22 protein-coding genes and 1 pseudogene are annotated in these 25,723 nt (G+C 42.7%); 11 read left to right on the top strand and 12 right to left on the bottom strand.

Annotation, left to right across the window (positions count from 1 at the left end; translation table 11 throughout):
* The first annotated feature begins 31 nt into the window (after positions 1-31).
* From CWB72_RS13495 to CWB72_RS13485, 3 genes are read left to right on the top strand one after another with little or no spacing between them, the layout of a single operon-like run.
* The gene (locus CWB72_RS13495; protein WP_138632235.1) at positions 32-367 is read left to right on the top strand and encodes a hypothetical protein; all 336 of its coding nucleotides are present in this window, start codon (positions 32-34) and stop codon (positions 365-367) included.
* Positions 367-636: a hypothetical protein gene (locus tag CWB72_RS13490; RefSeq protein WP_058031429.1), complete on the top strand. Its 270-nt coding sequence runs from the start codon at positions 367-369 to the stop codon at positions 634-636. Before CWB72_RS13495 ends, CWB72_RS13490 begins: the two co-directional genes overlap by 1 nt.
* Positions 633-2,195, top strand: coding sequence for a PepSY-associated TM helix domain-containing protein (locus CWB72_RS13485; protein WP_138632232.1), 1,563 nt, complete (start codon positions 633-635; stop codon positions 2,193-2,195). Before CWB72_RS13490 ends, CWB72_RS13485 begins: the two co-directional genes overlap by 4 nt.
* Positions 2,196-2,396: 201 nt before the next feature.
* On the opposite strand, the gene CWB72_RS13480 is transcribed toward CWB72_RS13485, so the two are convergent.
* From CWB72_RS13480 to CWB72_RS13470, 3 genes are all read right to left on the bottom strand, one after another.
* Positions 2,397-2,738 (bottom strand): REP-associated tyrosine transposase, encoded by a 342-nt coding sequence (locus CWB72_RS13480; protein ID WP_252371557.1) that lies wholly within the window; start codon positions 2,736-2,738, stop codon positions 2,397-2,399.
* A gap of 436 nt (positions 2,739-3,174) precedes the next feature.
* Positions 3,175-5,028 (bottom strand): choice-of-anchor I family protein, encoded by a 1,854-nt coding sequence (locus CWB72_RS13475; protein ID WP_138632229.1) that lies wholly within the window; start codon positions 5,026-5,028, stop codon positions 3,175-3,177.
* Positions 5,029-5,131: 103 nt separating this feature from the next.
* A complete protein-coding gene (locus CWB72_RS13470; RefSeq protein ID WP_138632226.1) occupies positions 5,132-6,019 on the bottom strand; it encodes a LysR substrate-binding domain-containing protein in 888 nt (295 codons plus the stop codon).
* 199 nt (positions 6,020-6,218) lie between these two features.
* Between CWB72_RS13470 and CWB72_RS13465 the strand changes: the two genes are divergently transcribed.
* From CWB72_RS13465 to CWB72_RS13440, 6 genes are all read left to right on the top strand, one after another.
* Positions 6,219-7,349, top strand: coding sequence for an S-(hydroxymethyl)glutathione dehydrogenase/class III alcohol dehydrogenase (locus CWB72_RS13465; RefSeq protein ID WP_138632223.1), 1,131 nt, complete (start codon positions 6,219-6,221; stop codon positions 7,347-7,349).
* Positions 7,350-7,411: 62 nt separating this feature from the next.
* Positions 7,412-8,254 carry an S-formylglutathione hydrolase gene (fghA, locus tag CWB72_RS13460; protein ID WP_138632220.1) on the top strand — a complete coding sequence of 281 codons (843 nt, stop codon included), beginning with the start codon at positions 7,412-7,414 and terminating at the stop codon, positions 8,252-8,254.
* A 146-nt stretch (positions 8,255-8,400) separates the two neighbouring features.
* On the top strand, positions 8,401-9,681 hold the full coding sequence (locus tag CWB72_RS13455) for a LysM peptidoglycan-binding domain-containing protein (protein ID WP_138632217.1): 1,281 nt from the start codon (positions 8,401-8,403) through the stop codon (positions 9,679-9,681).
* Positions 9,682-9,716: 35 nt separating this feature from the next.
* A complete protein-coding gene (locus CWB72_RS13450; RefSeq protein ID WP_212747894.1) occupies positions 9,717-10,508 on the top strand; it encodes a hypothetical protein in 792 nt (263 codons plus the stop codon).
* A 27-nt stretch (positions 10,509-10,535) separates the two neighbouring features.
* Positions 10,536-11,186, top strand: coding sequence for a glycoside hydrolase family protein (locus CWB72_RS13445; protein WP_138632214.1), 651 nt, complete (start codon positions 10,536-10,538; stop codon positions 11,184-11,186).
* Positions 11,183-12,202, top strand: a complete 1,020-nt coding sequence (locus tag CWB72_RS13440) for an AraC family transcriptional regulator (protein ID WP_138632211.1) — start codon at positions 11,183-11,185, stop codon at positions 12,200-12,202. The genes CWB72_RS13445 and CWB72_RS13440 overlap by 4 nt, the downstream gene beginning before the upstream one ends.
* On the opposite strand, the gene thpR is transcribed toward CWB72_RS13440, so the two are convergent.
* On the bottom strand, positions 12,194-12,721 hold the full coding sequence (gene thpR / locus CWB72_RS13435) for an RNA 2',3'-cyclic phosphodiesterase (protein WP_138632208.1): 528 nt from the start codon (positions 12,719-12,721) through the stop codon (positions 12,194-12,196). The genes CWB72_RS13440 and thpR overlap by 9 nt on opposite strands.
* 134 nt (positions 12,722-12,855) lie before the next feature.
* Here thpR and CWB72_RS13430 point away from each other — a divergent pair, with 134 nt between their 5' ends.
* Positions 12,856-14,097, top strand: a complete 1,242-nt coding sequence (locus CWB72_RS13430; RefSeq protein WP_138632205.1) for a serine hydrolase domain-containing protein — start codon at positions 12,856-12,858, stop codon at positions 14,095-14,097.
* 25 nt (positions 14,098-14,122) lie between these two features.
* Here CWB72_RS13430 and CWB72_RS13425 read toward each other — a convergent pair.
* The 3 genes and pseudogenes from CWB72_RS13425 to CWB72_RS13415 form a co-directional block, all read right to left on the bottom strand.
* A pseudogene (locus CWB72_RS13425) lies at positions 14,123-14,637 on the bottom strand (hypothetical protein).
* A gap of 219 nt (positions 14,638-14,856) precedes the next feature.
* Positions 14,857-18,036 carry a lantibiotic dehydratase gene (locus CWB72_RS13420; protein WP_138632202.1) on the bottom strand — a complete coding sequence of 1,060 codons (3,180 nt, stop codon included), beginning with the start codon at positions 18,034-18,036 and terminating at the stop codon, positions 14,857-14,859.
* Positions 18,037-18,045: 9 nt separating this feature from the next.
* Complete coding sequence (locus CWB72_RS13415; protein ID WP_138632199.1) at positions 18,046-19,257, bottom strand: lanthionine synthetase C family protein; 1,212 nt, start codon at positions 19,255-19,257, stop codon at positions 18,046-18,048.
* Between the two features lie 197 nt (positions 19,258-19,454).
* Between CWB72_RS13415 and CWB72_RS20585 the strand changes: the two genes are divergently transcribed.
* A complete protein-coding gene (locus tag CWB72_RS20585) occupies positions 19,455-19,616 on the top strand; it encodes a hypothetical protein (RefSeq protein ID WP_171037303.1) in 162 nt (53 codons plus the stop codon).
* An 84-nt stretch (positions 19,617-19,700) separates the two neighbouring features.
* On the opposite strand, the gene CWB72_RS13410 is transcribed toward CWB72_RS20585, so the two are convergent.
* The 5 genes from CWB72_RS13410 to CWB72_RS13395 all read right to left on the bottom strand — a co-directional run bounded on the left by CWB72_RS13410 (position 19,701) and on the right by CWB72_RS13395 (position 25,638).
* Positions 19,701-21,824, bottom strand: a complete 2,124-nt coding sequence (locus CWB72_RS13410) for a peptidase domain-containing ABC transporter (RefSeq protein ID WP_138632196.1) — start codon at positions 21,822-21,824, stop codon at positions 19,701-19,703.
* A 47-nt stretch (positions 21,825-21,871) separates the two neighbouring features.
* Positions 21,872-23,116: an HlyD family secretion protein gene (locus tag CWB72_RS13405; RefSeq protein WP_138632193.1), complete on the bottom strand. Its 1,245-nt coding sequence runs from the start codon at positions 23,114-23,116 to the stop codon at positions 21,872-21,874.
* Between the two features lie 154 nt (positions 23,117-23,270).
* Positions 23,271-24,632, bottom strand: coding sequence for a bifunctional UDP-N-acetylglucosamine diphosphorylase/glucosamine-1-phosphate N-acetyltransferase GlmU (gene glmU / locus CWB72_RS13400; protein WP_138632190.1), 1,362 nt, complete (start codon positions 24,630-24,632; stop codon positions 23,271-23,273).
* 308 nt (positions 24,633-24,940) lie between these two features.
* Positions 24,941-25,084: a hypothetical protein gene (locus CWB72_RS20580; RefSeq protein ID WP_171037302.1), complete on the bottom strand. Its 144-nt coding sequence runs from the start codon at positions 25,082-25,084 to the stop codon at positions 24,941-24,943.
* 14 nt (positions 25,085-25,098) lie between these two features.
* Positions 25,099-25,638, bottom strand: a complete 540-nt coding sequence (locus CWB72_RS13395) for a glycine-rich domain-containing protein (protein ID WP_138632187.1) — start codon at positions 25,636-25,638, stop codon at positions 25,099-25,101.
* Between the last annotated feature and the right edge of the window lie 85 nt (positions 25,639-25,723).

Raw genomic sequence — 25,723 nt, 5'->3', positions numbered from 1 at the left:
GGAAATATAACTCAGTAGCAAGGATTTAAATATGAGTTTTTTTTACCTCCTTCCTGCCTATTGGTTAACAGGCATGTTGCTTTATGCCTCAAGCCCTCGGCAGCAATTTTTAAAGACAAAACAATTTAAACCCCCTCGCTGGTTGGCATTAGTCACCATTGCCCTACTCAGTGTGATTACTCTTTCATTGCTGGTTAGTGCACATTTCAGCCCTGTGGTCGCCGGTATTTTTGCGCTACTTGGTTTAATGCTGTTTATTCCCGCGCCCGTATTCTTACTTAACCATAAACCTCAGTGGGCCATCGCTAGCATTATTGCTATCTGTATGCTTAGTGCAGGTTTGCAGCTGATTTCGGGAGGCCAATAATGTGGCATAAAACCTTTGCCGGGTTCTTATCTGGCGTCGTCGTGATGATTTTAGTGCCCAGTATTTTAAGCCTGTGGTTAGTCGCTCATATAAATGTGATCTTAGCCACATCACTAGTACTGGCCTTAGCAGCTTGGGCAGGCGTCATGACTTGGTGCTATGGCGCTGAAAGTGGCAAACAAGCTTGGCAACGAGCCGGCATGCTAGCTATTCCAACCATCATAATTTTTGTGATCACCTTCTTTACTGCAGCAGGGCCAACAGGATGAAACAGTCTACGTTAAAGAATTTTACCCATGCACATGCATGGCTTGGTTTGATCATCTCAGGGGTTTTGATGATCGTCTTTGTCTGTGGCTCAATGTCGTTTTTCAGAGAAAACATCGTATTGTGGGATATGCAATATGATGCACCGAAAACAGACTTAGCCAGTCAGAAACAACACGTACCCGTGTCAACGATTGCCAAACAGATCAACGACCAAGGGCATACCATGCCGGCGGATCATGGTGTGTTTATCGAACTTCCCACCCAAGCCCAGCCTTTTTATGTCAGTTATTTTGAGATAGAGACATCTGAAGGCGAACATATCGACGTCAATCAGAGCTTTAATCCAGAAACAGGTCAACGTTACGAATTAGATCAAGAAGACTTTTATCTTGGCAACATGCTGTATCGTATGCATATTAACTTGATGCTACCCGGTGGTACCGAGTTGGTGGGGATTGTGTCGTTGATCTTCTTTGTCATGGTGTTTACCGGCACGCTGATCCTGCTGAAGAAAATCATCAGTCATTATTACCAATACCGAGTAGACCGTCGCAAAGACACCTACCTTGATGGACATAGCATCATAGGTATTAGCACCTTGCCTTATACGTTTTTATTTGCACTCACGGGTGTCATGTTCAACTTGAGTATTTTACTGCAAGCTGGGTTTGGCTTTGCGGTATTTAAGGGCAATATTCCTGCTTTAATGGCAACCGCAGACTTTTACGCGCCACCAAGAATTACAGAGCTCTCGGGTCAGCCTGCAGACTTAACTTTGCTAGATGATATGGTGGAAGATGCACAGCGTCGCTACCCAGAACAAAGCGTGTACTTTTTGAATATATTTGCGCCTAACGATCAAGCGGGCCAAGTTGAAGTCGCAATGACAGCACACCATACTCTCGACCAACTGACGCGTTTGACATACTCGTTAGCAGATGGCCGTTTAATCAAAGAGTATACGCCAAGTCAATCAGCCACCGCAGGCACATATAGTGTACTCAGTTCTCTACATTTCGGTGAATATGGCGGCAATACGCAGAAGTTTATCTATTTCTTACTGGGGTTAGCATGCTGTTATATGATCTTAACAGGTAATCTAATCTGGCTAGAAAAGCGCGAAAATAATCGTAAACAAAGTAAACGCGGCCTGCAATTCGTGAAAGCCATGACCTTAGCGCTATCAAGCGGTACCTTGATCGCCGTTGCCAGCACCTTCATTGCGGCACGCTTTGCACCAGAGTCATGGTCACAAGTCAGTCTACTCCCGCCTTTGTTTGGCGTGATGATCTTAGTCTGTTTAGTGCACGGCTGGTTTAGTAAAAACGTCAGAGGCGGCATGATCCAACAGCTTTATATTGCTGCGGTGTTAGCTCTAATTTGCCCACTTTACGACTTGATCCAGATGCTACTTGGCCACACGCCACCGAGTTATCTCATTGTGGATGTTTGGCTGGTGACCATAGCTCAAATGTTAGTCGCTGGATTTTGTTTATTGTTGGTGAGACATCATAGGCCAAGAGCAAAAGCGTTTAATTTAGAGCCCGCGGTCAGTTAATTAGCGAAAATACTGTCGCGCTAAAGCACGACCTACAGGAGTTTAACCTGCACTTGTAGGTCGTCGTTTACGGCGACATAATCATCAGAAGCCGATTTAAAGATAAACACTATTCCAATATGGATAACTGCCAATATTCGTCACTAACCCTGCTCGCAAAGGGTTAGCAACGATATATCTAGCAATCGCTATTCGCTGTTCTTAGGCTCTCAGAGCACGATCATAATAGGCACCCTGCCAAACTTTGCTATTGCCTTGGACACACTGGTTTATCATGTGGGATGAATAACCTTTTAAATGCCCTACTACTTTACCTAATTCGGTATTTCCTAACCTTACTAGACCATGAAAATGATCTGGCATAAGTACCCAAGCCAACCAACTGCAATCGTGTTGCTGCTCATTATATGAAATAGACTGACAAAAACGCTTGGCTAAATGATGTTCGATGAAAGTGGCATGACGGTTGTGGCATGTGAAAGTAATAAAGTACTCGCCGAATGGTTTTGAATAACGTCCTTTTTTCAACTTCTGCCAACTCATTTATTGCGCCTCTTAGTTAACCTAGTTACTAAGCTTAGCTCTTTGTCGCGCTAAAGCACGACCTACAGGAGTAAAACCTTTACCTGTGAGGCGTCGTTTACGACCATAAATATCTTTAATTATTCTATACCGCGCTGAAGCACGCCCTACAAGAGTTAAACTTTTACATGTAGGTCGTCGTTTACGGCGACAAAACCTGCTACGCAGGTGTATTTTGCACAAAATAAAAAAGCGCACTTCTCACAAATGCGCTTTTTGGTATGGGTAAGTTGTGCAACTTTTCTAAATTGTCGCGCTGAAGCACGACCTACAGGAGTAAAACCTTAGCTTGTAGGTCGTCGTTTACGGCGACAAAAATAGTTTCATAAATGCCTCAATTCAAAGCCATCTAAACTTGTTCATTCCACATTGCGCAAAAATAATCTACTTCGCAGATCTATTTTGCACTTAATGCAACTTGCCAAACGGCGATTGAGCCTGAGATTTCATTACCAATAATGAGCAGAGGCTTGCCTGTAGCACTTTGTTCAGCAGGTACAAATGACATGCCTTCTGGCGCTAAGTCACCGGTAATATCTGCGCCTTCAACCACGCCGCGGTTAAAGAAGTAATCAGCAAACTTCACATCATAAGGGTTAGTGATGTCGTACACCATGATACCACCCATGCGCTCTAGACCGATAAACGCAAACATACGCTCGCCAATTTGGCCCAGTGCCAATGCTTCAGGTTCAGCGCCTTTTGCATCAGAACGCGTGTCGCCTTCATTTTCATCTTCATCGTTGTTAAATGCAGCACCATGAACAGATGCTGTGATACGAGCAATTTCATCACCTGAATCAAAGACAACTAATCCATTGCTGTCCCAAATCGTGAAAGAACGCGCACCGTAAGTGTAAAGTGCTTCGTATTGACCATCGTTATCAGTGTCACCTTTCACTGTTGTCACTTTTAGGCGACCGATATCGTCATCATCGTTGTTCAAGTAAGAGAAGTTACTGGCAAGCGTTAAGTCTTCAACACGAGATTCATCGATATAGGCTAAACAACCATCTTTATCGTCAAAGTCTAGACCACCTTTTGCAGTACAATCTGCAGCATCTGTGGCATCAAAGAAGTATTCACGACCGTCACCTTCATTGGCAGACACGACAAAGTTTGCACCTTTCCAGCTAAAGCTTGCGATGGTATCTGGCTGGTACATACCGTACAAACCCGGGTATTTCTTAAAGTTGATCTTGCCGTCTTTGTCTGACGCATCCATGACTAAATTAGACCAATCTTTGTAGCCTAAACCCATCAACTTAACGCTGTTGTCGCTTAAATCAACCACAGCTAAACCATTGTTTTCTTGAATAGATACATAAGCATAACGGTTGTCTTTTGAAATACTGACATACTCAGGTTCAAGGTCCATCGCCACCGTAGTATTAATTAGCTTGCCGTTGATTGTGCGACCCGTTGGGTTTGCGAACACCATACCCATGGCTTCTAATTCAGCCTGTTTGCCGTTGTAATCTGTGAAAGTAATCTGTGTTGCGGCATCTGCAACTGCACCATTAGTTACCGCAATAACACTGATGCTGCCCTCAGGATCAACACTGTAATCACCTTCTGGCTCACCTTCGTTAGCCACAACGACTTTGCTGCCATCAGGACTGAACGTCACCATGTCTGGTAGTGCACCCACCGTGACATTTTTGATAAATACCGGCGCATCCCCTGAAATATCATAAAACGCAATTTGACCATTCTCGCCAGTGGTTTTCGCTGCCATCGCAACTGCTAACAACTGATTGTTTTCGTCGATTGCTATGCTATTCGCATCGCCTGGGGTGTTGTCATTTAACGTTAACGTAATCGCACTGCTCAGGTTCGTCGTCGTGATCACACCTTCGTTATTTTTCACCAAACCAGCGGCATCAAAGCTGTCTGCTGCAATAATGTTTACCACAGCGCTATCACCTGAGCTGTTAATTGCGTAGATCCACTTTTTAGATGCTTGGTAAGCCACGATTTCGGCTGCACCCTCTGGACTTTGTGCATTTAACACTGCACGACCAACCATTTGAATATCTAACTGACGGTTGGCATCTTTACCATCAACCCCATTGGTACCGTCGGTGCCATTTGAACCATCACTACCATTTGTGCCGTTTGAACCATTCGTACCAGCAACACCAGCTGGGCCTTGTTCACCTTGAGGACCTTGTTGACCATCGTCGCCGTCAAGGGCACAACCTGTGAGAGCCGTAAATAAAGAAAGCGCGATCAGAGAGCGTTTAAGCATAACTAAACCTATTGTTGTTTATTGTGTAATATTTAATAGCGAACAATTAAACAGCAGGTTTATGACGTTTAAGTTTCTGCAATCTTAAGGATTGATTGCAGTTTTATTGCGCATTATTGTCGGAATCTAAATGTGCATTCAGATAATCCACCAGCAATCTGACTTTAGGTGATAAATGACGATTATGCGGATACAGCGCCCAAATTCCCTCTTCAGCTTCTAAGTATTGCGGTAACACCTCAACCAAGTTGCCTTGCTTTAAGTCATCTGCAATGTAGTAGTCGGGTAGCTTAATTATCCCCAAACCTTTAAGTGCCGCATCTCTAAGTGCAAAGCCACTATTACAATTGAGGCGACTTTTCATTTTTAATGTGCGCTCTTTACCCTCAACGAGAAAACGCCAGTACTCGCTGTTCCCTGTTAAACAGTGGTGTTGTTTCAACTCGTCTAATGTATGAGGTGCGCCAAATTGACGTAAATAATCGGGAGAAGCGCAAACATATTGAATGCGGCTGGTTAAACGCTTTGCCATCATGGTTGAGTCATTCAGTTTGCCAAGACGGATAGCTAGATCAAATCCTTCTGCCACCAAGTCAAAGGTTTGGTTGCTTAAGAACATTTGCACTTCGACTTCCGGGTATTGGCGCATAAAGTCATGTACCAGCGGCATGATAAACTGCTCACCATAGGCAACTGGGGCAGTCATTTTAATTAACCCCTGTGGCGTGTCTCGCAAATTACTGATTGCGCGTTCAGCCTCTTCAAGCCCCGTTAGCGCATGTTGGCAATGATGAAAAAACACTTGGCCCTCTTCGGTCAGGGCAACCTTTCGCGTTGAACGATAAAATAGCTTAGTACTGTGCTTTTCTTCTAACGCGGTGACTTGGCGACTGATATGCGCAGTCGATACGCCTAATCGCTTCGCCGCTTGAGTAAAGCTACCCGATTGCGCCACCGCGACAAACTCATTAATGCCCTGCCAACTATTCATATCGCCTATTATTACCACTGAGTAAAAGTAATTTACAAAAATAAGGGATTATCGAACAAGAGTAAACAAACTACACTTTCTCTCGTCAAAAATAATATGGCAAATACGCGTAAGGCACGTCGCTAAAACGGCTTTGAGTGCCTACGCTCTTATTTGCACAAAACACTTAAAACAATTCACTTAAAAAGCTGAGGACAACATGGCAGATCAATTTATTAAATCTAAGGCGGCCGTCGCATGGGGCCCAAATGAGCCACTCAAAATCGAAGAAGTCGATGTAATGCTGCCGCGTAAAGGCGAAGTATTAGTGCGCATCGTTGCGACGGGTGTCTGTCATACCGACGCATTTACATTATCGGGTGATGATCCAGAAGGTATTTTCCCGTCAATTTTAGGCCACGAAGGCGGTGGTATCGTTGAGCAAGTAGGTGAAGGTGTAACCGGTCTAGAAGTAGGTGACCATGTTATTCCACTTTACACCGCAGAATGTGGCGAATGTAAGTTCTGTACGTCTGGTAAAACCAACCTGTGCCAAGCGGTACGTGAAACGCAAGGCAAAGGCCTAATGCCAGATGGCACAACGCGCTTTTACAAAGACGGTCAGCCAATCTATCACTACATGGGTTGTTCTACTTTCTCTGAGTACACCGTATTACCTGAAATCTCTTTAGCCAAAGTAAACAAAGAAGCACCACTTGAAGAAGTGTGTTTATTAGGTTGTGGTGTGACAACCGGCATGGGTGCAGTACTGAACACTGCAAAAGTACAAAAAGGCGACACAGTAGCGATTTTTGGTCTAGGTGGCATTGGTCTTTCAGCGATCATTGGGGCAACCATGGCGGGTGCAAGTCGCATCATCGGTGTGGATATCAACGAAAGCAAATACGACTTAGCAAAAAAATTAGGTGCAACTGACTGTATCAACCCAAAAGACTTCGATAAGCCAATTCAAGAAGTGATCGTTGAAATGACTGACGGCGGCGTCGACTTCTCATTTGAGTGTATTGGTAATGTTGACGTGATGCGTTCAGCCCTAGAGTGTTGTCACAAAGGCTGGGGTGAGTCTGTGATCATCGGTGTAGCAGGCGCAGGCCAAGAGATCTCAACGCGTCCATTCCAACTGGTTACTGGCCGTGTATGGCGTGGTAGCGCATTTGGTGGCGTAAAAGGCCGTTCAGAGTTACCTGAAATCGTAGAGCGTTACATGGCGGGTGAGTTTGGCTTACAAGACTTTATTACTCACACCATGGGCCTTGAAGACATCAATGAAGCCTTTGATTTGATGCATGAAGGTAAGAGCATTCGCTCAGTGATCCATTACAACAAGTAAACAGTTCAACACCCCAAAAGAGCTTGTATAAACAAGCTCTTTGTTCTTTATGGATATCAAAAATGAACTTAGAGAATATCAGTAATAACAAAAGCTTTGGTGGTTGGCATAAACAATACACTCATCAATCTGAGGTGCTTAACTGCGCCATGCGCTTTGCCATTTTTCTACCGCCACAGGTGAACGAAGGCCATAAAGTGCCTGTGCTGTACTGGCTTTCAGGCCTAACCTGCACAGACGAAAACTTTATGCAAAAAGCTGGCGCTCAACGTGTTGCCGCAGAATTAGGCATGGCCATAGTGGCGCCTGATACCAGCCCGCGTGGCGAGGGTGTGGCAAACGATGAGGGGTATGATTTAGGTCAAGGCGCAGGGTTTTACGTGAATGCAACGCAAGTTCCTTGGGCGGCGCATTTTCAAATGTACGATTATATCCTTGATGAGTTGCCAAACTTAATTGAAGCGAACTTTCCGGTCACTTCACAGCGTGCGATCAGTGGGCACTCTATGGGTGGACACGGTGCATTGATGATCGGCCTTAAAAACCAATCTCGTTTTAGTTCAATTTCAGCGTTTAGCCCTATCACTAACCCAACGCAGTGCCCGTGGGGTGAAAAAGCCTTTACTGCGTTCTTAGGCGACAACAAGCAAGCTTGGACTGAATACGACAGTGTTGAGCTTTTAAAAGCAGGTAAACCGAGTTTACCAATCTTAGTTGACCAAGGCAGCGAAGATGGCTTTTTAGCAGAGCAATTAAAGCCTGAAAACTTAATTGCCGCAGCTAAATCAGTCGATGCAGAGTGTGAGCTGAGAATGCAAGCAGGCTACGACCACAGCTATTACTTTATTGCTAGCTTCATAGAAGACCACCTGCGCTTTCACCACCAGCATTTAAATGCCAAGTAACTAAACGGCTTTCACAGAGTGCGCGACGTAAAGTCGCGCCTACCATGTCGCACTCTTCGGCGTAAAAATTTTCACTTAACCCCTGTAGCTAACTTCTATACAATTGTTGTGATATTCAAAAATAACTCTAACTAAAAAGAATCTTCATGCGCATTGTATTTATCTCTCTTTTTCTACTGTTATCAGGCTGTGCCAGTCTAACCAACTCACCCACTGAAGTTGAAGAAACCCTTGTTCATACGCCTCCAGTAGAAGACAACGCACTCACAGAACCAAGTGAGCCAGTGGCACTGGTATTCGTTGAAAATATCTTACCGAGTGAAGCTGAAGATGTTTGGCATCGTATTCGTATTCAATTGCAATTTGCGCCATCTCATCACGAACGTGTGCAAAACCGTGTGGACTGGTATTTAAAACACCCGAACTACATGGAAACTATTACAAAGCGCGCCGAGCCATTTTTATACTACATCGTCAATGAAGTTGAGCGCAGAGGTCTGCCAATTGAATTGGCTTTAATGCCCTTAATTGAGAGTGATTTTGACACCAGCGCCTACTCGCACAAACATGCTTCCGGCCTTTGGCAACTGACGCCACTCATCGCCAAGCATTATGGTGTAAAAATTGGCCCTTGGTATGACGGTCGACAAGACGTGATTGATGCCACTAATGCCGCACTCGATTTTTTAACCTATTTGCACAAACGCTTCGATGGCAACTGGTATCATGCGATTGCCGCTTACAACACAGGCGAAGGGCGTGTTGCGCGTGCTATTCGCAATAATAAAAAACAGGGAAAATCGACTGACTTCTTTTATTTGAAACTACCAAGGCAAACGCGTCACTATGTGCCAAAGCTTTTAGCTGCCGCACAGCTACTTCGTGACGAAACAATGGCCTTTCCAAAAATAGCGAACCAGCCAACCATAGATGTGATTGATATGCGCCATGGGGTAATTTTGGATGACAAAAAGAAATGGGCGCAGCTCGAAGTACTAAACCCAGGTTATACTCGTTTCCCAGCCCTATTAGACGGTCCTAAGCACTTGGTTTTAAGAAAAGGCGAAAGTCAGAACTGGAAAGATTATGTCGCGAACTTACCCGAAATGCCGAGTGAGCAATGGCAAAAGTACACCATTCGTCGCGGTGACAGCTTAAGTGTCATTGCCAAGCGCCACTCTATTACGGTTTCGCAATTAAAAAGCTTTAATCAATTAAAATCGAGCCGTATTCGCGCAGGCGATACCTTAATGCTCCCAATTTTGGCAGATAAGCAAATAGAGTATAAAGTTAAGTCAGGTGATAGCCTATGGCGCATCGCCAGACACTTTGATGTTACGATCAGTAAGCTTAAACAGTGGAACAGCTTATCGAAAGACGTTTTACGGATTGGTGATAAGTTAACGATTTTCTTAGCCGCACCATAAATATAAAAATTAAAACAATACGTTAAGGCAAGGACATGAGCGGACAACCAAAACAAGAACACACGCACCAGGCCACAGGCTCGAACCAAGAAACAATCCATGCGCTCTCTGATCAAGCGGTGCTAGATCATCACGATGATAAAAAGCATAAACTCAGAGCAAAGCGACCACCTAGAAAAGGCCTTACTCGCTCAAAAATAAACTCTATGCTCGCGGTGTGTGCAATTGTGATTTCTGCAGCCTCGTTTTATGCCACTTATCTTCAAGCAAAAGCCTCGCAAGAACAGGTCGCCGCAGCCAAACGTCAGCTTAAAGCCGAAACCCTACCTTGGTTGAAAATGGGCTATTCTAATTTCGATATTAATCAAGAAAAACAATATATTAATATCAATATTTCTAACTCTGGCACCGGCCCTGCCATGGTACATTACATCGAGTACATGTATAACGATGAAAACCATTTACACATTGAAGAATTACTCGATAGCTGCTGCTCGTTAAATGCGTATAAAGAAGCCCTCGCTGAGATAGAACAAGACCAAAGAGACATTAATTACCGCAACGCTTTCGGCTGGTTTGCGTCAAGCGATACCAACAATTTTTTACTTGCAGACGGTGAAGAGTTCAATGTCTTTATGATGCAAAAAACCAACTTTAACTCAGGTCTTTGGCAGCAAATTGACCAGAGCATTTATGAAGTAAAAGTAAACGCTTGCTACTGTTCTATCTTAAAGCATTGCTATATTGTTGATGAAAAGTCTAATATTGAAGAGGTGCAAAGTTGTGACCTGCCAGATCGGGAAGAAACACAAGCATTGACCGAATAATCCGTATTTTCGACAGTATGAGTAGTTATGCCGAGTAACGACACCCAGTTTATACAGCAACTAAAACGCTTTGAGGGCGAAGTCGCCCATCTCTATTTAGATAGCCGAGGCAATCCCACCATAGGGGTTGGATTCTTAATGGCCAACGCAAACCAGTTTTGTGCGCTCAATCTAGTCCATAAACAATCTGGAAAGCCCGCCAGTGAGCGCGAAAAACAAGCCGAATATAAAAAAATAAGCAAACAAAAGTCTGGTTATAAGGCCAGTTGGTATACGCAGTTTTGTGAACTGATACTACCCAGCCATGAAACCGATAAGCTCCTACACAAACACCTCAGCCAGTTTAAACAAGAATTGAACAGGGTCTTTAGCAAACAAAGCGGTTTTAACTGCCAATTTGAACAAATGCCACTGAGTGTCCAATATGCTTTGCTCGATATGGCTTTTAATTTAGGCACTCCGCATTTAGCGAAAAACTGGCCAAAACTACACCAAGCCATCAAGCAACAAGACTGGCAGTGTGCCGCCCAAGAATGCAGCCGCAGACATATTCAAAATGAACGTAATACAGCAACAGAACAGCTTTTTAAACAGGCCTCGAAGACTTCATCTCCTACTACCAAGCCTTCGGTATTGAGTTGGATAACGAGCCGCATCAAGAGTAAATTACTGCCATGACAAGCCTGACACTCGTCGACCTATTACTGCGTTTTTCGAGTGTTGGCATCATGCTGACATTGAGCACCTTACTTTGGCACAAGCTTGGTCGGGGCGAGCGGCTTTTAGCGTTGGCACTTTCACTGTCTTTAACGGGCTTTCTATTGCTGACTCAGCCCATTCATGAGTTAAGGTTTAATCCAGCCAGAGGCGTGTTTCTCTTTTTAACTGAGCTGTTTCCTTTTGTACTCGCACTGACCTTTTGGCGCACCTTCCATGCTCGCTTCCCGCACTGGCTTTCACACAAAGCCAGTCAAGCCGGTATCTTCATACTTGTGCTGATTTTGTTTTGGCAATTTGTCCTCACCGATATATCGGCACCATTTCACCAAGTGATGCACTTATTAGAGGCCATCGCTTTACTTACCGCAATAGGCTTAAGCATGTGGGGCTTTCAGGATGATTTAGTCGATGCCAGAAGACGGTTGCGTATTGTATTGGCAACGTTATCAGTCGCTTATTGTTTATTGTTGTTGCTATTTGAGTTCACTGACTCACCATGGCGTCGTCAATCTTGGTTTATGTTGAGCAATGCTTTTGTTGTGTTTATAGCCTTATTTGCTAGTCTGCTGGCGATTAAAGACTGGTTGTTCACTTCAGTAACTCAGCTTGGACAACCTAAAATTAGCCCCTCGAGTGCTTTAACCTATAAACTTAATGCGCAGTTGGCTGCTCAAATCTACCTTCAACCAACACTCACCATTGCGCAACTTGCTGAAGCCATGGCAGTCCCACCTCATCAGTTAAGAAAATATATTAATGAGCAACTTGGCTTTAATCACTTTAGTCAGTTTTTAAACCATCATCGATTAGATCATGTGGTTATGCAATTTAAGCAAGCAGATCAGGTAAATACACCAATATTAACGCTCGCACTTAATTCCGGGTTTAACTCTATCGGGCCATTCAATCGCGCGTTCAAGGCGAGATTCAACACCACACCTAGCCAATATCGAAAGCAGTTATTTTTAGATTAAATCAAAGGTCTCTATTGGCTCGTAAATGAGCCCGTCGGCTTCTGTGCGATACGAGTGATAAAGATGAAACTGGTTGACCTGAAGTGAACATGGCACGATAGCTTGATTTGTTTCAGGACATGGCTTATGACTTCGGTATAAGGTGATGTGAGGCGAAAACCCATAAGGGTTATCATAAATATCCAGTTCAGTGCCTTTGCTCCTTAATGGCTCAGCTAAAGCTTTAAGTTGTGGCGCGATGAAGTCGGGTTTCAAATAAAAAATACCATTGTGCGCCCAATAGCCAGTTTCGCTAAACATTAAAGAAAAGCGAGCCACTTGAAGTGCGCGAGCAAACTCAATTAATTTCGCTTGCTGCTCAGCAGACACATTCGGTAAAAAAGCCAAAGTAAGATGCCAATTACTGGGCTTGGTATGTGGCTTTTTTGCGGTGACAGAGTTTGTAAGCCAAGCCTCAAGGTGCTCAGTCATCCTCTGATCTAATCCTATTCCAAAGAACAAGCGCTTTGCTTCACTCATAGCTTCCTCTTTCTTATGATTTTTAATAAATAAACTTACTCTTTTAACTATCGGCCAGCATTTTTATTTATCGGCAAGATTTAATAGCAAAACTTTCAATACATTAGCTCTATCACATTCCATGAGAGCTTGTTATGAAAAACAAAATTAACACCTTTATATGCCTGATTATTGCCTTACTGATCTGGTTATTCAAACCCGTTTACGATTGGGCAGCCTATCGTGGAAAAGCCCCAATTTTATTTGCAAGCCATTATGCGCTGCCAAACTCCCCTCATCCAGAAACAAGTCATACGCATAGTGAGACTAAACTCGATGAAGCAAAGCTCATTAATATTCTTAAGAAGTACAGAGAACAAAGCCATGCACCAGGGCTATCAGCAGCCATTGCCTACCAAGGCAAACCGCTTTGGTCGGGTACAGTTGGCTATGCGTCTTTAAAGAACAACATACCATTGACGACTGAACATCAATTTCGAATTGGCAGCACATCAAAGGCTATGACAGCAACACTGTTGGCACAATTGATTGATAAGCACAACTTCAATTTAGATACCCCGATCCAAGACTATTTAGGGTTCAACCCAAACCCACTATGGCCGGCAATGACACCTAGGCAGCTTGCCTCACACAGTTCTGGTTTACCGCATTACAAACGCAATACTGACTTGATGGGATTGTATTACTCAATGGCCTTGACCAGTCATTTTGAAACACCGCTTGAGGCGCTAAAAGGCTTTGACGGCAGTGAACTACTTTACTCTCCCGGTGAACAGTTTTATTACTCAAGTTACGGCACTGTGTTGCTGAGCGCACTACTTGCTGCCGCATCAGGGCAAGACTTTATCGACGCTATGCGTGAACGCACCTGGCAGCCCCTTGATATGACTAATACAGGGTTAGAAGCAGAGGCCGAACACCTTGTTGATTTTTATTTTAATAACAAAGGGCAGCAAACAAGCTATATACCATGGCGCAATGTCGACTTGAGTCATCGTCTAGCGGGAGGAGGATTTATCAGTACACCTAGTGATTTGGTAAAACTTGGCAGTGGTTACCTAGATAGGCATTTTTTAAGTCAAACCACTGTCGATACCATGTGGACACCGCAACAACTTAACAATGGTGAAATAAACCCACAAAATTATGCGCTGGGCTGGCGAGAGGCAAATCATTTAATGCAAGGTAAACATAAGGTTTATCATCATGGCGGGGTCTCTCGAGGGTCGCAGTCTATGCTTATTGTCATCCCTGAGCTATCTCTGAGCATAGCGGCCAATATAAACGTCAATACTGAAGTTTTTTGGGACTTTGGTGAAGTTGTAACTGCACTTGCAGAAGAAGTCATTTTACAGGGCATAACACCCGCCCTGTAAAAAGAAAAAGTTTGTTAATAGTGCCCTATTTAAACTTCACCAGCTGGTCACTGCGCTGATAGCTGCGAGATTCAGGCGCAGTCCATTCGCCATTTTTTAAATATTGTGTCGAGACTTTAAACTCACCATCAACAAACTGGCTGGTGGATTTCACTTTGGTGATGCCATCTTTGTTTCCTGTTACGTCTTCGTAGGCCTCAAAGGCACCATTGGGTAATACCTCCATAGTGCCTTGAGTATAAAACCCTGCAGTCGTGAAATAGTAAAAAACTAGGCTATTTTTAGTTTTATCCCAAATATCAATGACTCGCCACCATACATACCATCATTAATTGAATGCAGAGTGCTGATCGCGGTGCCGTTAAGTGCGCGCTCCCACTTACTCACATCTTACATAGCTGGTTGACCTTTTGGCACGGTGAAATCTGCCTGCCAAGTACCAAGGTAAGGTTCAAATACCTGTAACTCTTTTGCCAGTGAGCCTGCAAATGTTGGGATGCTGAGTAACAGCGAAGCGATAAGAATAAGTGCTTTTTTCATGTTGTTATGTCTTTTTTTAGCAATGTGAAATGGTAATGTTAGTCGCACTTGATGAATAGACAATAAGCAAAAAATGGAAACTGTGCTGTTAAGGTGGAGATAAAGACAGACCCGACATAAAGTCGGTGCTACCGAAGTTTAGGCTGATAAACATGACTATTGAGCATAAAAAAGCACCGTAGAAACAGTGCTTTTTTAAAGTTGCATAGAGATAGCCTATTAGTGGCTTTGGCCTTTGTCGGCCGAGAAGTACTTACGGCGCATCAAGTCATGGATCACCAGCTCTTGCTCACGACCATAAGCTTTAAACATACGGTTGTTGTGCATATGCAATAAAGAATTCAGTAATGAGTCTTTACTACAATTAAGTTTACCACTATCTAGCATGTCATTAAGCTTAGTCACAACTGGCGTTGCTTGTTGCTGCCAATGAGTTAATAGCTTTGCAATGGCTTGTTGTGCGTCATCTTCGGGTAACTGGGCAAGATCTGCTAGCTTCGCAAAGTCATCTTCTAGTTGAGTTTGATAATCACGATAACGATTCCCTAATTGCTTACGCAACTGACTGGTTTCGTTAAACTCATTACCAAATCCGGCTCGCAACGAGCTGATCAAATTAAAGCGCGCTTCATCATTATAGTTAAATAAAGTCAGCAGTTTATCAGTACACTGCAGCGCCACCCGCCAGCGAATGTCTTCACCATATTCGTCAATTAAACCACAAGTACGGGCAATCAACTCACTGTCGAGCATAAACAATGACTCCACCAGCGACATGGATTCAGGACCACCATAGCGCTCTACTTCACGCTCATAAGTCATCAACTCTACCTTGTGCAACTCGCCAGACTCAACCATAGGATCAAGTAGCTGATTCAGCTTAGGTAACAACTGACCACACAACTTGCTTGGCTCGCCATAGAAACGCAAACGTAAATGCCAATCAGGATCACCGTAACGAATAAAGAACCACTTATCAAAGTCACCTTGCTGCTCAACAATAAACGGCAATAACTTTTCAGTTAATAGCTGTTCGACGATTGAATTACCCGAGTAAATCTTCAAACTTAGCCATTCAGAGCCAGCACTAAAGCGGCGCTTGATCGGCTTAGCGGTGATATTCGCTAATGGTTCATCTGTGTAGTGTTGATGTACTAGTGCATTCTCGTTGAAAAGCGGGACCACTATCTCATTATTATAATGTTGCCCCTGAGCATCAACCACGCGAGAAGAAAATTGCTCAGTCAGCACTTCTTTTAACTCCACACGTAATTGCCCTTTCGTTTCAGCAAGTAAGATTGCAAACATATCAGGGTGGCGAAGATCAAGTTGCAACACATTGTCAGCCATAGCGTAACTAACCTGTGGATCAAGTTGATATTTTGTCAGTAAAGCATCAAGCTTTTCTGAGGAGAACTTGCCATTCTTTTGCACAGCTTCAAGCTCTTTGCGATCTACTCGCCATGTTTTTTCATTCAAGATCAAATTATCCAGCATGATTCTTGGCACAAACGCAGCATTACCTGTGCTGCTTGGCATACTGAAATTCGGCGCTCGGCCTTCTTGATGTTGCAGCATGCATAAGAACTTATAAGCACTTAAGCTGCGCGCTGAGTAGTTATGTGCACATGATAAACGAGGGATTATCTGCTTGTTTAATCGCTTGCTCCACAGTTTAACTTTTTGCCCTTCAACCCAGACAAATAAGTCACTGAGTGGGATCTGATACTCATCATCTAGGCTGCTGTCGGCCATAAAGACAATTTCGTATTCGCGCAGATGTGGACGTGCAATCACGTTACCAGGTCGACCTTCAGGCATATGTGCAATTTCTGCAAAAATGACATGACTAGAATGTGCTTGCTCTTTCTTCAACTCATCAACAACAGCTTCTTTTAAGCCTTCATCTAAATGACAAAAACGACCTAGTAAGTTAGCTGATGATGGACCAGCACAGCCACCAAGTTTGAACACAGGGTTTGCCCTGTCATCTTGATACGCACTTAACATGACTGAGAAAGAAGCTGGGAACTTTTTACTTACAGGTTCTTTTTTATCAACTTTGCCCTTCAACTCTTTGCTTTTTAACACGATGCAATCTTTAGTACGATTAGCCGGTAAGCTGAGCGCTTCTTCAATGATTTGATTGAGTTTAGTAGGTGCAGCTGGTTCAGCTGCGCCTTGGTTACCACGGACCAAGTTTAAACCCGCAACTAGAGGGGCTTCATATCCTGTTTCATTAGAAACGCCAATGCCCGACTCGTCATCTAAAATCACATCAAGGGGCACAAATTGACCTTCGAAACGAGCATTAAACTTAGTCACAAAGTTATTTAACGCATTGCTGGTATTTTCACTACCCAGTTCTGCCAATAAGGAGAGTTGCTTTTGAACGCGCTGAACTTCTTGTCCACTTAATTGGCATTGCTCAAATGCTCTATAAATATCAGTTTGAAACAGTTTATTTTCTTGAGCTTTGACAGGCAGGGTTTGAAAATGCTCTAGCAGTTTTTTGTAAGGTGCAATATCACCATTTTTCTCACTATCAAGCTTTTCAATCATAGCAAGTGCGGTTGCAAGCTGATCTGCGGTATCAAGCTCTCCCATATTTTGTAATGACTTTAATAGAGCATGGTCTGGAGAGTCTCCAGTCAGTGGCAGTGGAATATTCGCTTGTAATATTTTCTCATCTATCAAATCTTGAATATAAGCTTCTACGTCTTCTTTTTCTGCTTCTGCATACTTTTCACAGAAAGCTGCCACTAAGTCATTAAAACTCAGCTCTGATTTAGCCAAATCCAACACAAATTGAAAATACTCATCACTGTCAACAGCGCTTAAGCGATATTGCATGCTATCTTCTGAAAGGTAGTTTTCGATATAACGGCACTGATCGGCAACAAAATAATGAGAGGGATTTGGCCGATATAATAAGTTATCGGCACGCTGAGACTCTTTTACAAAATGCTCCTTCAGTGCCGAAAGATAAAACATATCTAAGCGCGTGCTTCGACTATCTTGCGTATGCGCAGCACTGACGAATTCGGTTTGACCAGTTATCTCACCTTTATGCACCCCAGAAAACAAACCAAAAGGTGTGGGTCTGGCACACATGCGTAGCATGTATTTAAGCAATGCTTGGGCAACTTTTTTGCCCTGTTTTGATTCTGGTTTAGTTCGCCATTGCTCAATGCGCTCAAGCAGTGAAGGACTGGCTAAATAAATTGCTTCTAAGACACCGTCAATCGCCAACCATTTTTCTAAGATCGCATTAGTATCTGCTGATGCTTCACTAAATCCAGACAAATGTTCAAGAGCAAGACGTGGTGTTCGCATTACAAAGAATGGCGCATGGTTTATGGTTTTATTTTCTTGTTTTTGATGATTGTTGTTCGACATCATTACTCCTTATGCCATCAACAAGCATTCTGCCCAATCTAAATCATCGGTCAGCACTGAAATTAAACCAATTCCTACACCGGCATTACCCATAAGAAAACCGTGGTTCTCGTTATGCTCTTTGGTCTCACCATTGTATGAATAAAAGGCTTTAAGGCCCTTTTCGTTATATTGATTTAAACTAAACTCAAGCCAATATTTTGCTGCTTTTTCTAGTTCAGGGTGAGGCATCTGCTTATTTAAAAGCTGGAAAATACTGACCAAACCAACAAAACCATGACACAAACCTGCGTCATTAATAAAACCGCTTGCAGCATCTCTTTTCGCAGCTTTAAGTGCTATTTCTAATGCATGATCTACATAGCTTGGCCTATCTAAAACATGGCCGGCACGTGCTAGAGTCAGCGCAATGGTTAAGTCGCCATAGCACCACCCTAAACGAGATTTATGTTCTTGGTCGACGCAAGAGCCGAAACTACATTCTTCATGCTTATGAGGGTTTTGTTGAGCAATCAACCAGTCACACGATTGCGTAAGTAGCTTAGCTGTAGTGTCTTTTAATGTGTCGATTTGCATTGCAGGGATCAAGGATGCAATGATCCCTGGGACACCGTGCGCTAACCCTAAGTTATACTCGGGCTTATGAGGATCATCTTTCTCAAAGCGATATACTGAGTTTTCAGGTTGAGACCATGTCAGTTCATTTTCATTAACCTGAAGAGCAACACTAGCAAAGTTTTTGATTATTACGCCATACAAAGCCGACTGGTCTGAGTGCTTATTTCGTCTTGCGGCATAGGGGGCATAGCCGGCTAAACCTAGCACAGACTCGATTTCACCGGGCCAAGGCTGATGATTAAGTGCGTCATGAAATATTTGATCAACTTCAGTTAAAAGGTCAGGCTCATAGTCCTCTAAATCAGCTTGGTTCAAATACTCTAACACCCAAGCTTGGCCGGCTAAACCACTGCTAAGTTCAAAGCTTTGTTGGTCTAATTGCTCTTGTAACTGTTCTAACTTCTCTGAAAATAACACTTCATCAACGCTACTTTCATCAATTCGGTAGGCGTTAAATAAGAACAACAAATGGCCTGCGAGACCACTAAGTAATCCATTACCTTGAACGGTATGGAGGTCTTGGCTTACTTCAGAAGCTAATTTTTTGATAATCGCACGGATTTGAGCTTCTTGCTCTGGCGATGCAATAGCATGTGTTGGCATATCTTTCCTTAGGTGAAAACACCATTCTAATTATTATTCCTGCAACAACTAACTTGCTACCTTACTGAAGCGTCACCAAAAGCTCAACACATTTAAATTATGTAAACAAAAGTTTGAGTACTTGAAAAATATTTGCTTAAGTATTAGTTTAAGTGAGCTCTTACTTTTGAGAGCGTTTTTCAAACAAGGATATGAAAATGAAATTAAATAAAAAGAAAATAAAGAACTTATCTACAAATGATAAAGTCATGCCTACAGAGATGACACCTCAAATTGCTGGTGGTGGTGCAAGTCAATTAATGACTTGCGAACAAAGATATGCAGGCTACAAAACTTGTGGACCATGCAATAAGCATTGATAAATGCGAAACGCCTAAACAGGCGTTTCATCTACCTCAATCCTATTCAAGTCAAGTCTCTTCGTTTCTAACGAAAACTTGGTTCTAGCACTTTTCTTCTATTGAATCAGCTACCTTTTTTAATTTTATTTCCCTATCTGCCGATGCGATTGTTTCTTTACGATGAGCAATGATCACTCGAGTAATATCTAATCGTGATACAGCTTCGTTAATGTCCGCCTCTAAGTTAGTATCTAAGTGGCTGGTGGCTTCATCCATAAACAAAATTTTAGGTTGTTTATATAAAGCTCGGGCAAGAATAATACGTTGTTTTTGGCCTCCGGATAAGCTCGAGCCCATATCACCAATTAAGCTGTCATAGCCCATTGGCATTTGAGCAATGTCGTCGTGAATGGCTGCAAGTTGCGCACAATAAACAACACGCTCCATATCAACTGGCGTATCAAAGAAAGCTATATTGTCTGACACAGATCCTGAGAGTAGTTCGTCATCTTGCATCACTGCTGCTATTTGCTGACGATACTGCCTTGCTCCAATTTGCTCTAGAGGCACACCGTCAATCAACACCTCACCTGACTTCGTTTTATTCAGGCCCAGTAAGATTTTTAGCAAGGTTGACTTACCGCAACCAGAAGGGCCTGTGATCGCCACTGACTCGCCAGCTTTTATATTTAAACTTAGGTTATCAAGTACATTTGGAGTCGCATCTGAATAAGCAAAGCTGACATTGTTAACCTCTATGTCTCCTTCTAGAGTATGTCGCTTGATATTTGCGGGTTGTAAATCTTCTTTTTCGGTTAAAGCTATATCTGCAATACGGTCGAAGTGCAGACCAAGCATTTTAAACTCAATAAACTTCTCAATGAGGTTGGCTGTTTTTTCCATAAACTGACGTTTATAGGACATAAACGCGAATAACATACCGGTACTAAAACCACCTTGAATGACCAAGTGTGCGGCTAAATACACCACAACAATATTCTCAATACCAAACAGCGCTCGATTTACAGCATCGTAGCCGATATTGAAGTTACCAATACGGATATTTTGGTTAATAGCATTGGCATAGCGGTTTTGCCACTGACCTTCTCGTTTTACTTCAGAGCCAAATAATTTGATAGTTTGGATGCCGCGTACAGTTTCCATAAAGTTAGAGTTTTCTTCTGCTCGCGCCATGATCTCTTGTTCACTTATAGCTCGATATGGCTTATACATCGCAATTCGCACACCGGCATAAGCAAATACCGCCACCAGCACCACGGCCGATAAGGTCGGGCTATAGAAGAAAATCATAGCTAAGGTGATTATCGCCATTAAACCATCAATAATGGCTTCGATAACCCCAGTTGTCAGTAACTGTTTAACTTGCTGTAGCGAACCAAAACGTGACACTACATCACCCATGTGGCGCTTTTCAAAGTATGAAATAGGAAGGCGCACAAGATGATGGAATAAATTAGCACCGAGCTGAATATTCATCTGGTTACCAAAGTGCAGCAAGGTAAAGCCTCGCAATGCATTAGTGGCTATCTCAAAGACTAAAACTAAGAAAAAGCCCACCGCAAGCACAGTGAGTAATGAGGTGTCTCCGGTGAGAACTACGTCATCAATTACTAACTGAATGTAATATGGCGCTGCGAGGGTAAAAACTTGCAGCAACATAGATAATAAGAAAATCAGTAATAAAGAGCGTTTAAGACCTGATATACGACTCCAAAAATCAGAAAATTTAAGCGTTGGCTTGCTCTCTTGCTTCTCAAAATCTTTGGTTGGTGTGAGCTCTAACGCTACGCCAGTAAAATGTTTTGACGCTTCCTCAAGTGTCAGAGTTTTCTCGCCCTTGGCAGGATCATGAATGACAATACGCTTTTCATTGGCTTTCTTTAGCACCACAAAATGATTGAGATCCCAGTGTAAAATACAAGGCGTTTGTAATGCGTCGAGATCTTCAAGCTCAATACGTAAAGGTCTTGTGCTTAAGTTTAGCTGCTCAGCAAACCCCATAATATCGAGTAACGTCGCGCCCTCGAGAGAAATGCTAAATTTTTGTCGAATAGATACCAAGTCGGTTTGATAACCATGGTAACACGCCACCATAGCTAAGCTTGCTAAACCACATTCTGCGGCTTCCGACTGTAAAATAATGGGCAATGAGTTCCTTGACCAAAACTGTAGTTTATTTACTACATTTTCATCTTCTTCATGCATCTTTTACTGCCTTATTATTGTTATAAAAATAGTCTTATGCTGAAAGTCTACAGCTGACCTTTAATACTAAATACCGGATCGAATAACCAACGAAGTAAAGAACGTTCTTCAATGACTATGTCGGCATCAAGCCTCATACCCGCTCTTAGCGGTGTCGCTTTTCCATAAGCTTGAATATCTTGGTTGTGAAGAGCTACTACCACTCGGTAAGCTGGCTCAGTGAGCAAGCTTGGCGTTGTGGCTTCATCAGGTAAGATCACTGAGTTACTTATTTCTTTGATGGTGCCATCGTAGACACCAAACTTTTCATAGGGAAAAGCGTGATAACGTAAGCGCGCATTTTGCCCAACATCAACGAAGCCAAATGCCGAGGTCGGCACATAAACAATAGCTTGCATTTCACTATTCTCAGGGAGTACAGAGAGTAAGCTTTGCCCTGATGCCACTGTTTTACCCACTTTCGCCGTTAAGCCACTAACAATACCTGATTTAGGCGCTCGTAACTCACCTAAACGCTGCTGCTCAATCGATGATAGTTGTATTGTTAGATCAGCGCGTTGAGATTCTAATTGCGCTAAACGAGTTTGCTGTTGCAATGGGCGTTGTTCAATTTGCTTTTCGAGTTGCTGTAACTGGCTTGCCAACGATACGCGCTCAGACTTAATACTTGAATCCTGCTGCTGCAATGATAACAAGGTGTCTTTTTGTCTTTGTAACTCTAATTCAGAGATATAGCCCGTGCCTTTTAAACTGCCAACTTGCTCAACCATTTGTTTATTTAAAGCTAGGCGTTGTTTGAACGTCGCAGCCTGACTATCAAGTTCAGATAAACGCTGTGCAAGTGCAATTTTTTGTAAGTTGAGCTGCTCAAGATCTAAGGCATCTTGCGCTAACTGCTGGGTGATTTGTCGTTCAAGTGAATTAAGTTGAAACTGATATTGATTGAGTAGAGTCTGATTGAGCTCTAACTCTTGGCTACTATGCTTCACTGAGGCAATTCTCAGCAAAGGCGCTCCAGCTTCTACAAACTGACCTTCAGAGACAAGAACCTCAGATATTAAACCTGATTGAGAGGCTTCAACACGCAATAAGCCAGCATCAGGTTCAATAACACCACTCACTCGTTCTTTTCTTGTATATTGTCCTAAACTCAGAAATATCAAACTAACAATGACAACGGTTAATATCAGCACTGTCAGTCTTCTGAAAATAGGTGGCTGAATAAGCGACACAGCTCCTTCTAGTCGATGTCGTTTATGTTCCAGCACTTCTTTGCGGAATAGACTGTCCATAGGTTACTTCTTATAGGTTAACGTTAAATTAACTTCAAAAACCAATGTACCACTTTGCCTACGATAAAGAAATAATAAGCAAAGTCACTAAAAGTAAAAGAGCAGCGAACGCTGCTCTTTTATACTGATTAAGTCTTTACTTCTAATTAAGTGCTTAGACCTTTTTTATTGGACGTTGCCAACCATCAAGGTTGCGCTGTTTGCCTCGAGCAACAGCTAACTGCTCATCTGCAATGTTTGAAGTGATCACGGAACCCGCTCCAACTGTCGCTGTCGCACCAATTTGTACAGGAGCAACCAAAGAAGAGTTAGAACCAATAAATGCGTTGTCACCAATGATGGTTTTTGATTTATTCACGCCATCATAGTTACAAGTAATGGTACCTGCACCAATATTTACTTTTTCACCGACTTCGGCATCACCTAAATATGTTAGGTGATTAGCTTTTGAGCCTTTACCTAGACGTGACTTTTTCATCTCAACAAAGTTACCAATGTGAGAGTCTTCTTCCATTACCGCACCTGGGCGTAAGCGCGCAAATGGACCAAGCGTACACTTAGCAGCGACTTGCGCATCTTCAATCATGCTATTTGCTTTTACAACAACACCATCACCGATAGTACAGTTTTTAAGTACGCAATTTGGACCAATAACCACGTCGTCGCCGATCACGACATCACCTTCAAAGATAACATTCACATCGATTTGCACGTCTTGACCTGTTTTTACCGTACCACGCACGTCGATGCGTGCAGGATCTGCAAGGCTTGCACCGTTGTTCATTAATTCTTCTGCTTGCCATGACTGATAAGCTCGCTCAAGGGCTGCAAGTTGCACACGGTTGTTCGCGCCTTCCACTTCCATTGGGTGATCTGGCTGAGCCGAGGTAATTTCAACGCCTTCACTGTGCGCCATAGCTACGATGTCCGTCAGGTAGTATTCACCTTGTGCATTATTATTTGAAAGGTTGCTTAACCAACGCTTTAACAAGTCACCATTTGCCGCCATGATACCTGTGTTGATCTCTTGGATCGCTAACTGCTCAGGTGTTGCATCTTTTTGCTCTACAATACCCACAAGTTTGCCATTTTCGCGAAGCATACGACCATAACCTGTTGGGTCATCAAGGTTGACCGTTAATACAGCTAGACCTTTTTCAGGCGTCGCAGCGAGTAGCTTTTCTAATGTCGACTTTTTAGTTAGCGGCACATCACCGTATAAGATTAAAACGGTATCATCATCTGCAATATGCTCTTTAGCGACAGCCACAGCATGACCTGTGCCTAATTGCTCTTCTTGTAAAACCCAATTTACTTCATTGTGTGAAAGCGCCGCTTGTAGCTGCTCACGACCATGGCCGTAAACCAAGCTCGTTTCACGAGCACCGAGTGATACTGCATTGTCGATTACGTGCTGCACCATAGGTTTACCCGCAACCGGGTGAAGAACTTTTGGAAGTTTAGAGCGCATACGAGTGCCTTTACCCGCAGCAAGGATGATAGATGTAAGTGCCATTAACACAGGGTCCTTATTTATTAGCGTGTATTTTTAATATGCAACCATCACTAAACCGAGCTTTAAGCAAGTCACTTCATGTGCAAATGCAAACCAATTCATTGGCAGACTCAAAATTTAATAACTAGATGCAAATTGCGCAATATTGTAGCGACTTACAAAGCAGATGATAAGTATAAAATGGGGGATTGAAGAGGTTAAAATGAGTTAATCTTTATAACTAAATGGTATGCGGGCTTTTTTGTTAAAGAAAAGCCAATCTTATAAATGATTGGCAGACTCAAAGTAACACCTTAAAACCGAAGAGACTAAAAGCTATCACATATAAAGCAGCTATCTGTGATCGGAACAAATTCAAGTCCTCCCTTTATGGCAACTGTTCCTTCATTAGGTAATAAAGGTTTGTTTTTATATAGTTTTTTAAGTTCTTTCTTTTTCAAAACAACTTTCATTTTAGCACCCTGATTTATGCTGCCTTTTGTATTGCATTACCCTTTTTCAAGGTGTTTTCATAAGCTAATTTTGCAAGAACCTCTTCTGAGTAAGCTCTTGAATAACCTTGATACCAGCGCAGAAATGTCTCTTTACCGAGCTTTTCCATTGTGTATTGGTACTGCCAACGTAATTTATCCATTGCGTATTTTTGCTTTTCTTCTAAGCTCATCTTTTTCATAAGCTCGAACTCTTCACCCTTATTCTCTGAAGTAGAAGGATTATGATGTAAATATCCACCAAAATACTTTTCACAAAACTGGGTATATTCATGCGTAAACAAAACAAAGTTGTGCCACATTTCGTCAATCGCAACCAATGCATGATCGATCACAAAGTTTTTTTCTGGGTGTTCTTTTTTCGCTAAACACGCGAGTGCTAACCAACTTTTAACATCTTCAAATAATAATTCGGCATCTGCAGGCTCAAACCCATAAATCTTACAAAACCTCTCTATAACACCTGGGCTTTTATATCGTCTTACTTCTTCAAAAATTGTGTCATTAATTTCCATTTTTTACTCCTCTTTGAAAAATGTGGTGAGGGAAAACTCCCTCGCACACGGTTTCCTGCAAAAAATTAGCAGAAACAAGGCCAAG

The sequence above is a fragment of the Pseudoalteromonas phenolica genome, assembly GCF_005886345.1.
Taxonomy (GTDB): Bacteria; Pseudomonadota; Gammaproteobacteria; order Enterobacterales; family Alteromonadaceae; genus Pseudoalteromonas; species Pseudoalteromonas phenolica_A.
The sequence above is the reverse complement of the archived record's forward strand: the minus strand, read 5'-3'. Positions and strand labels throughout refer to the sequence as shown.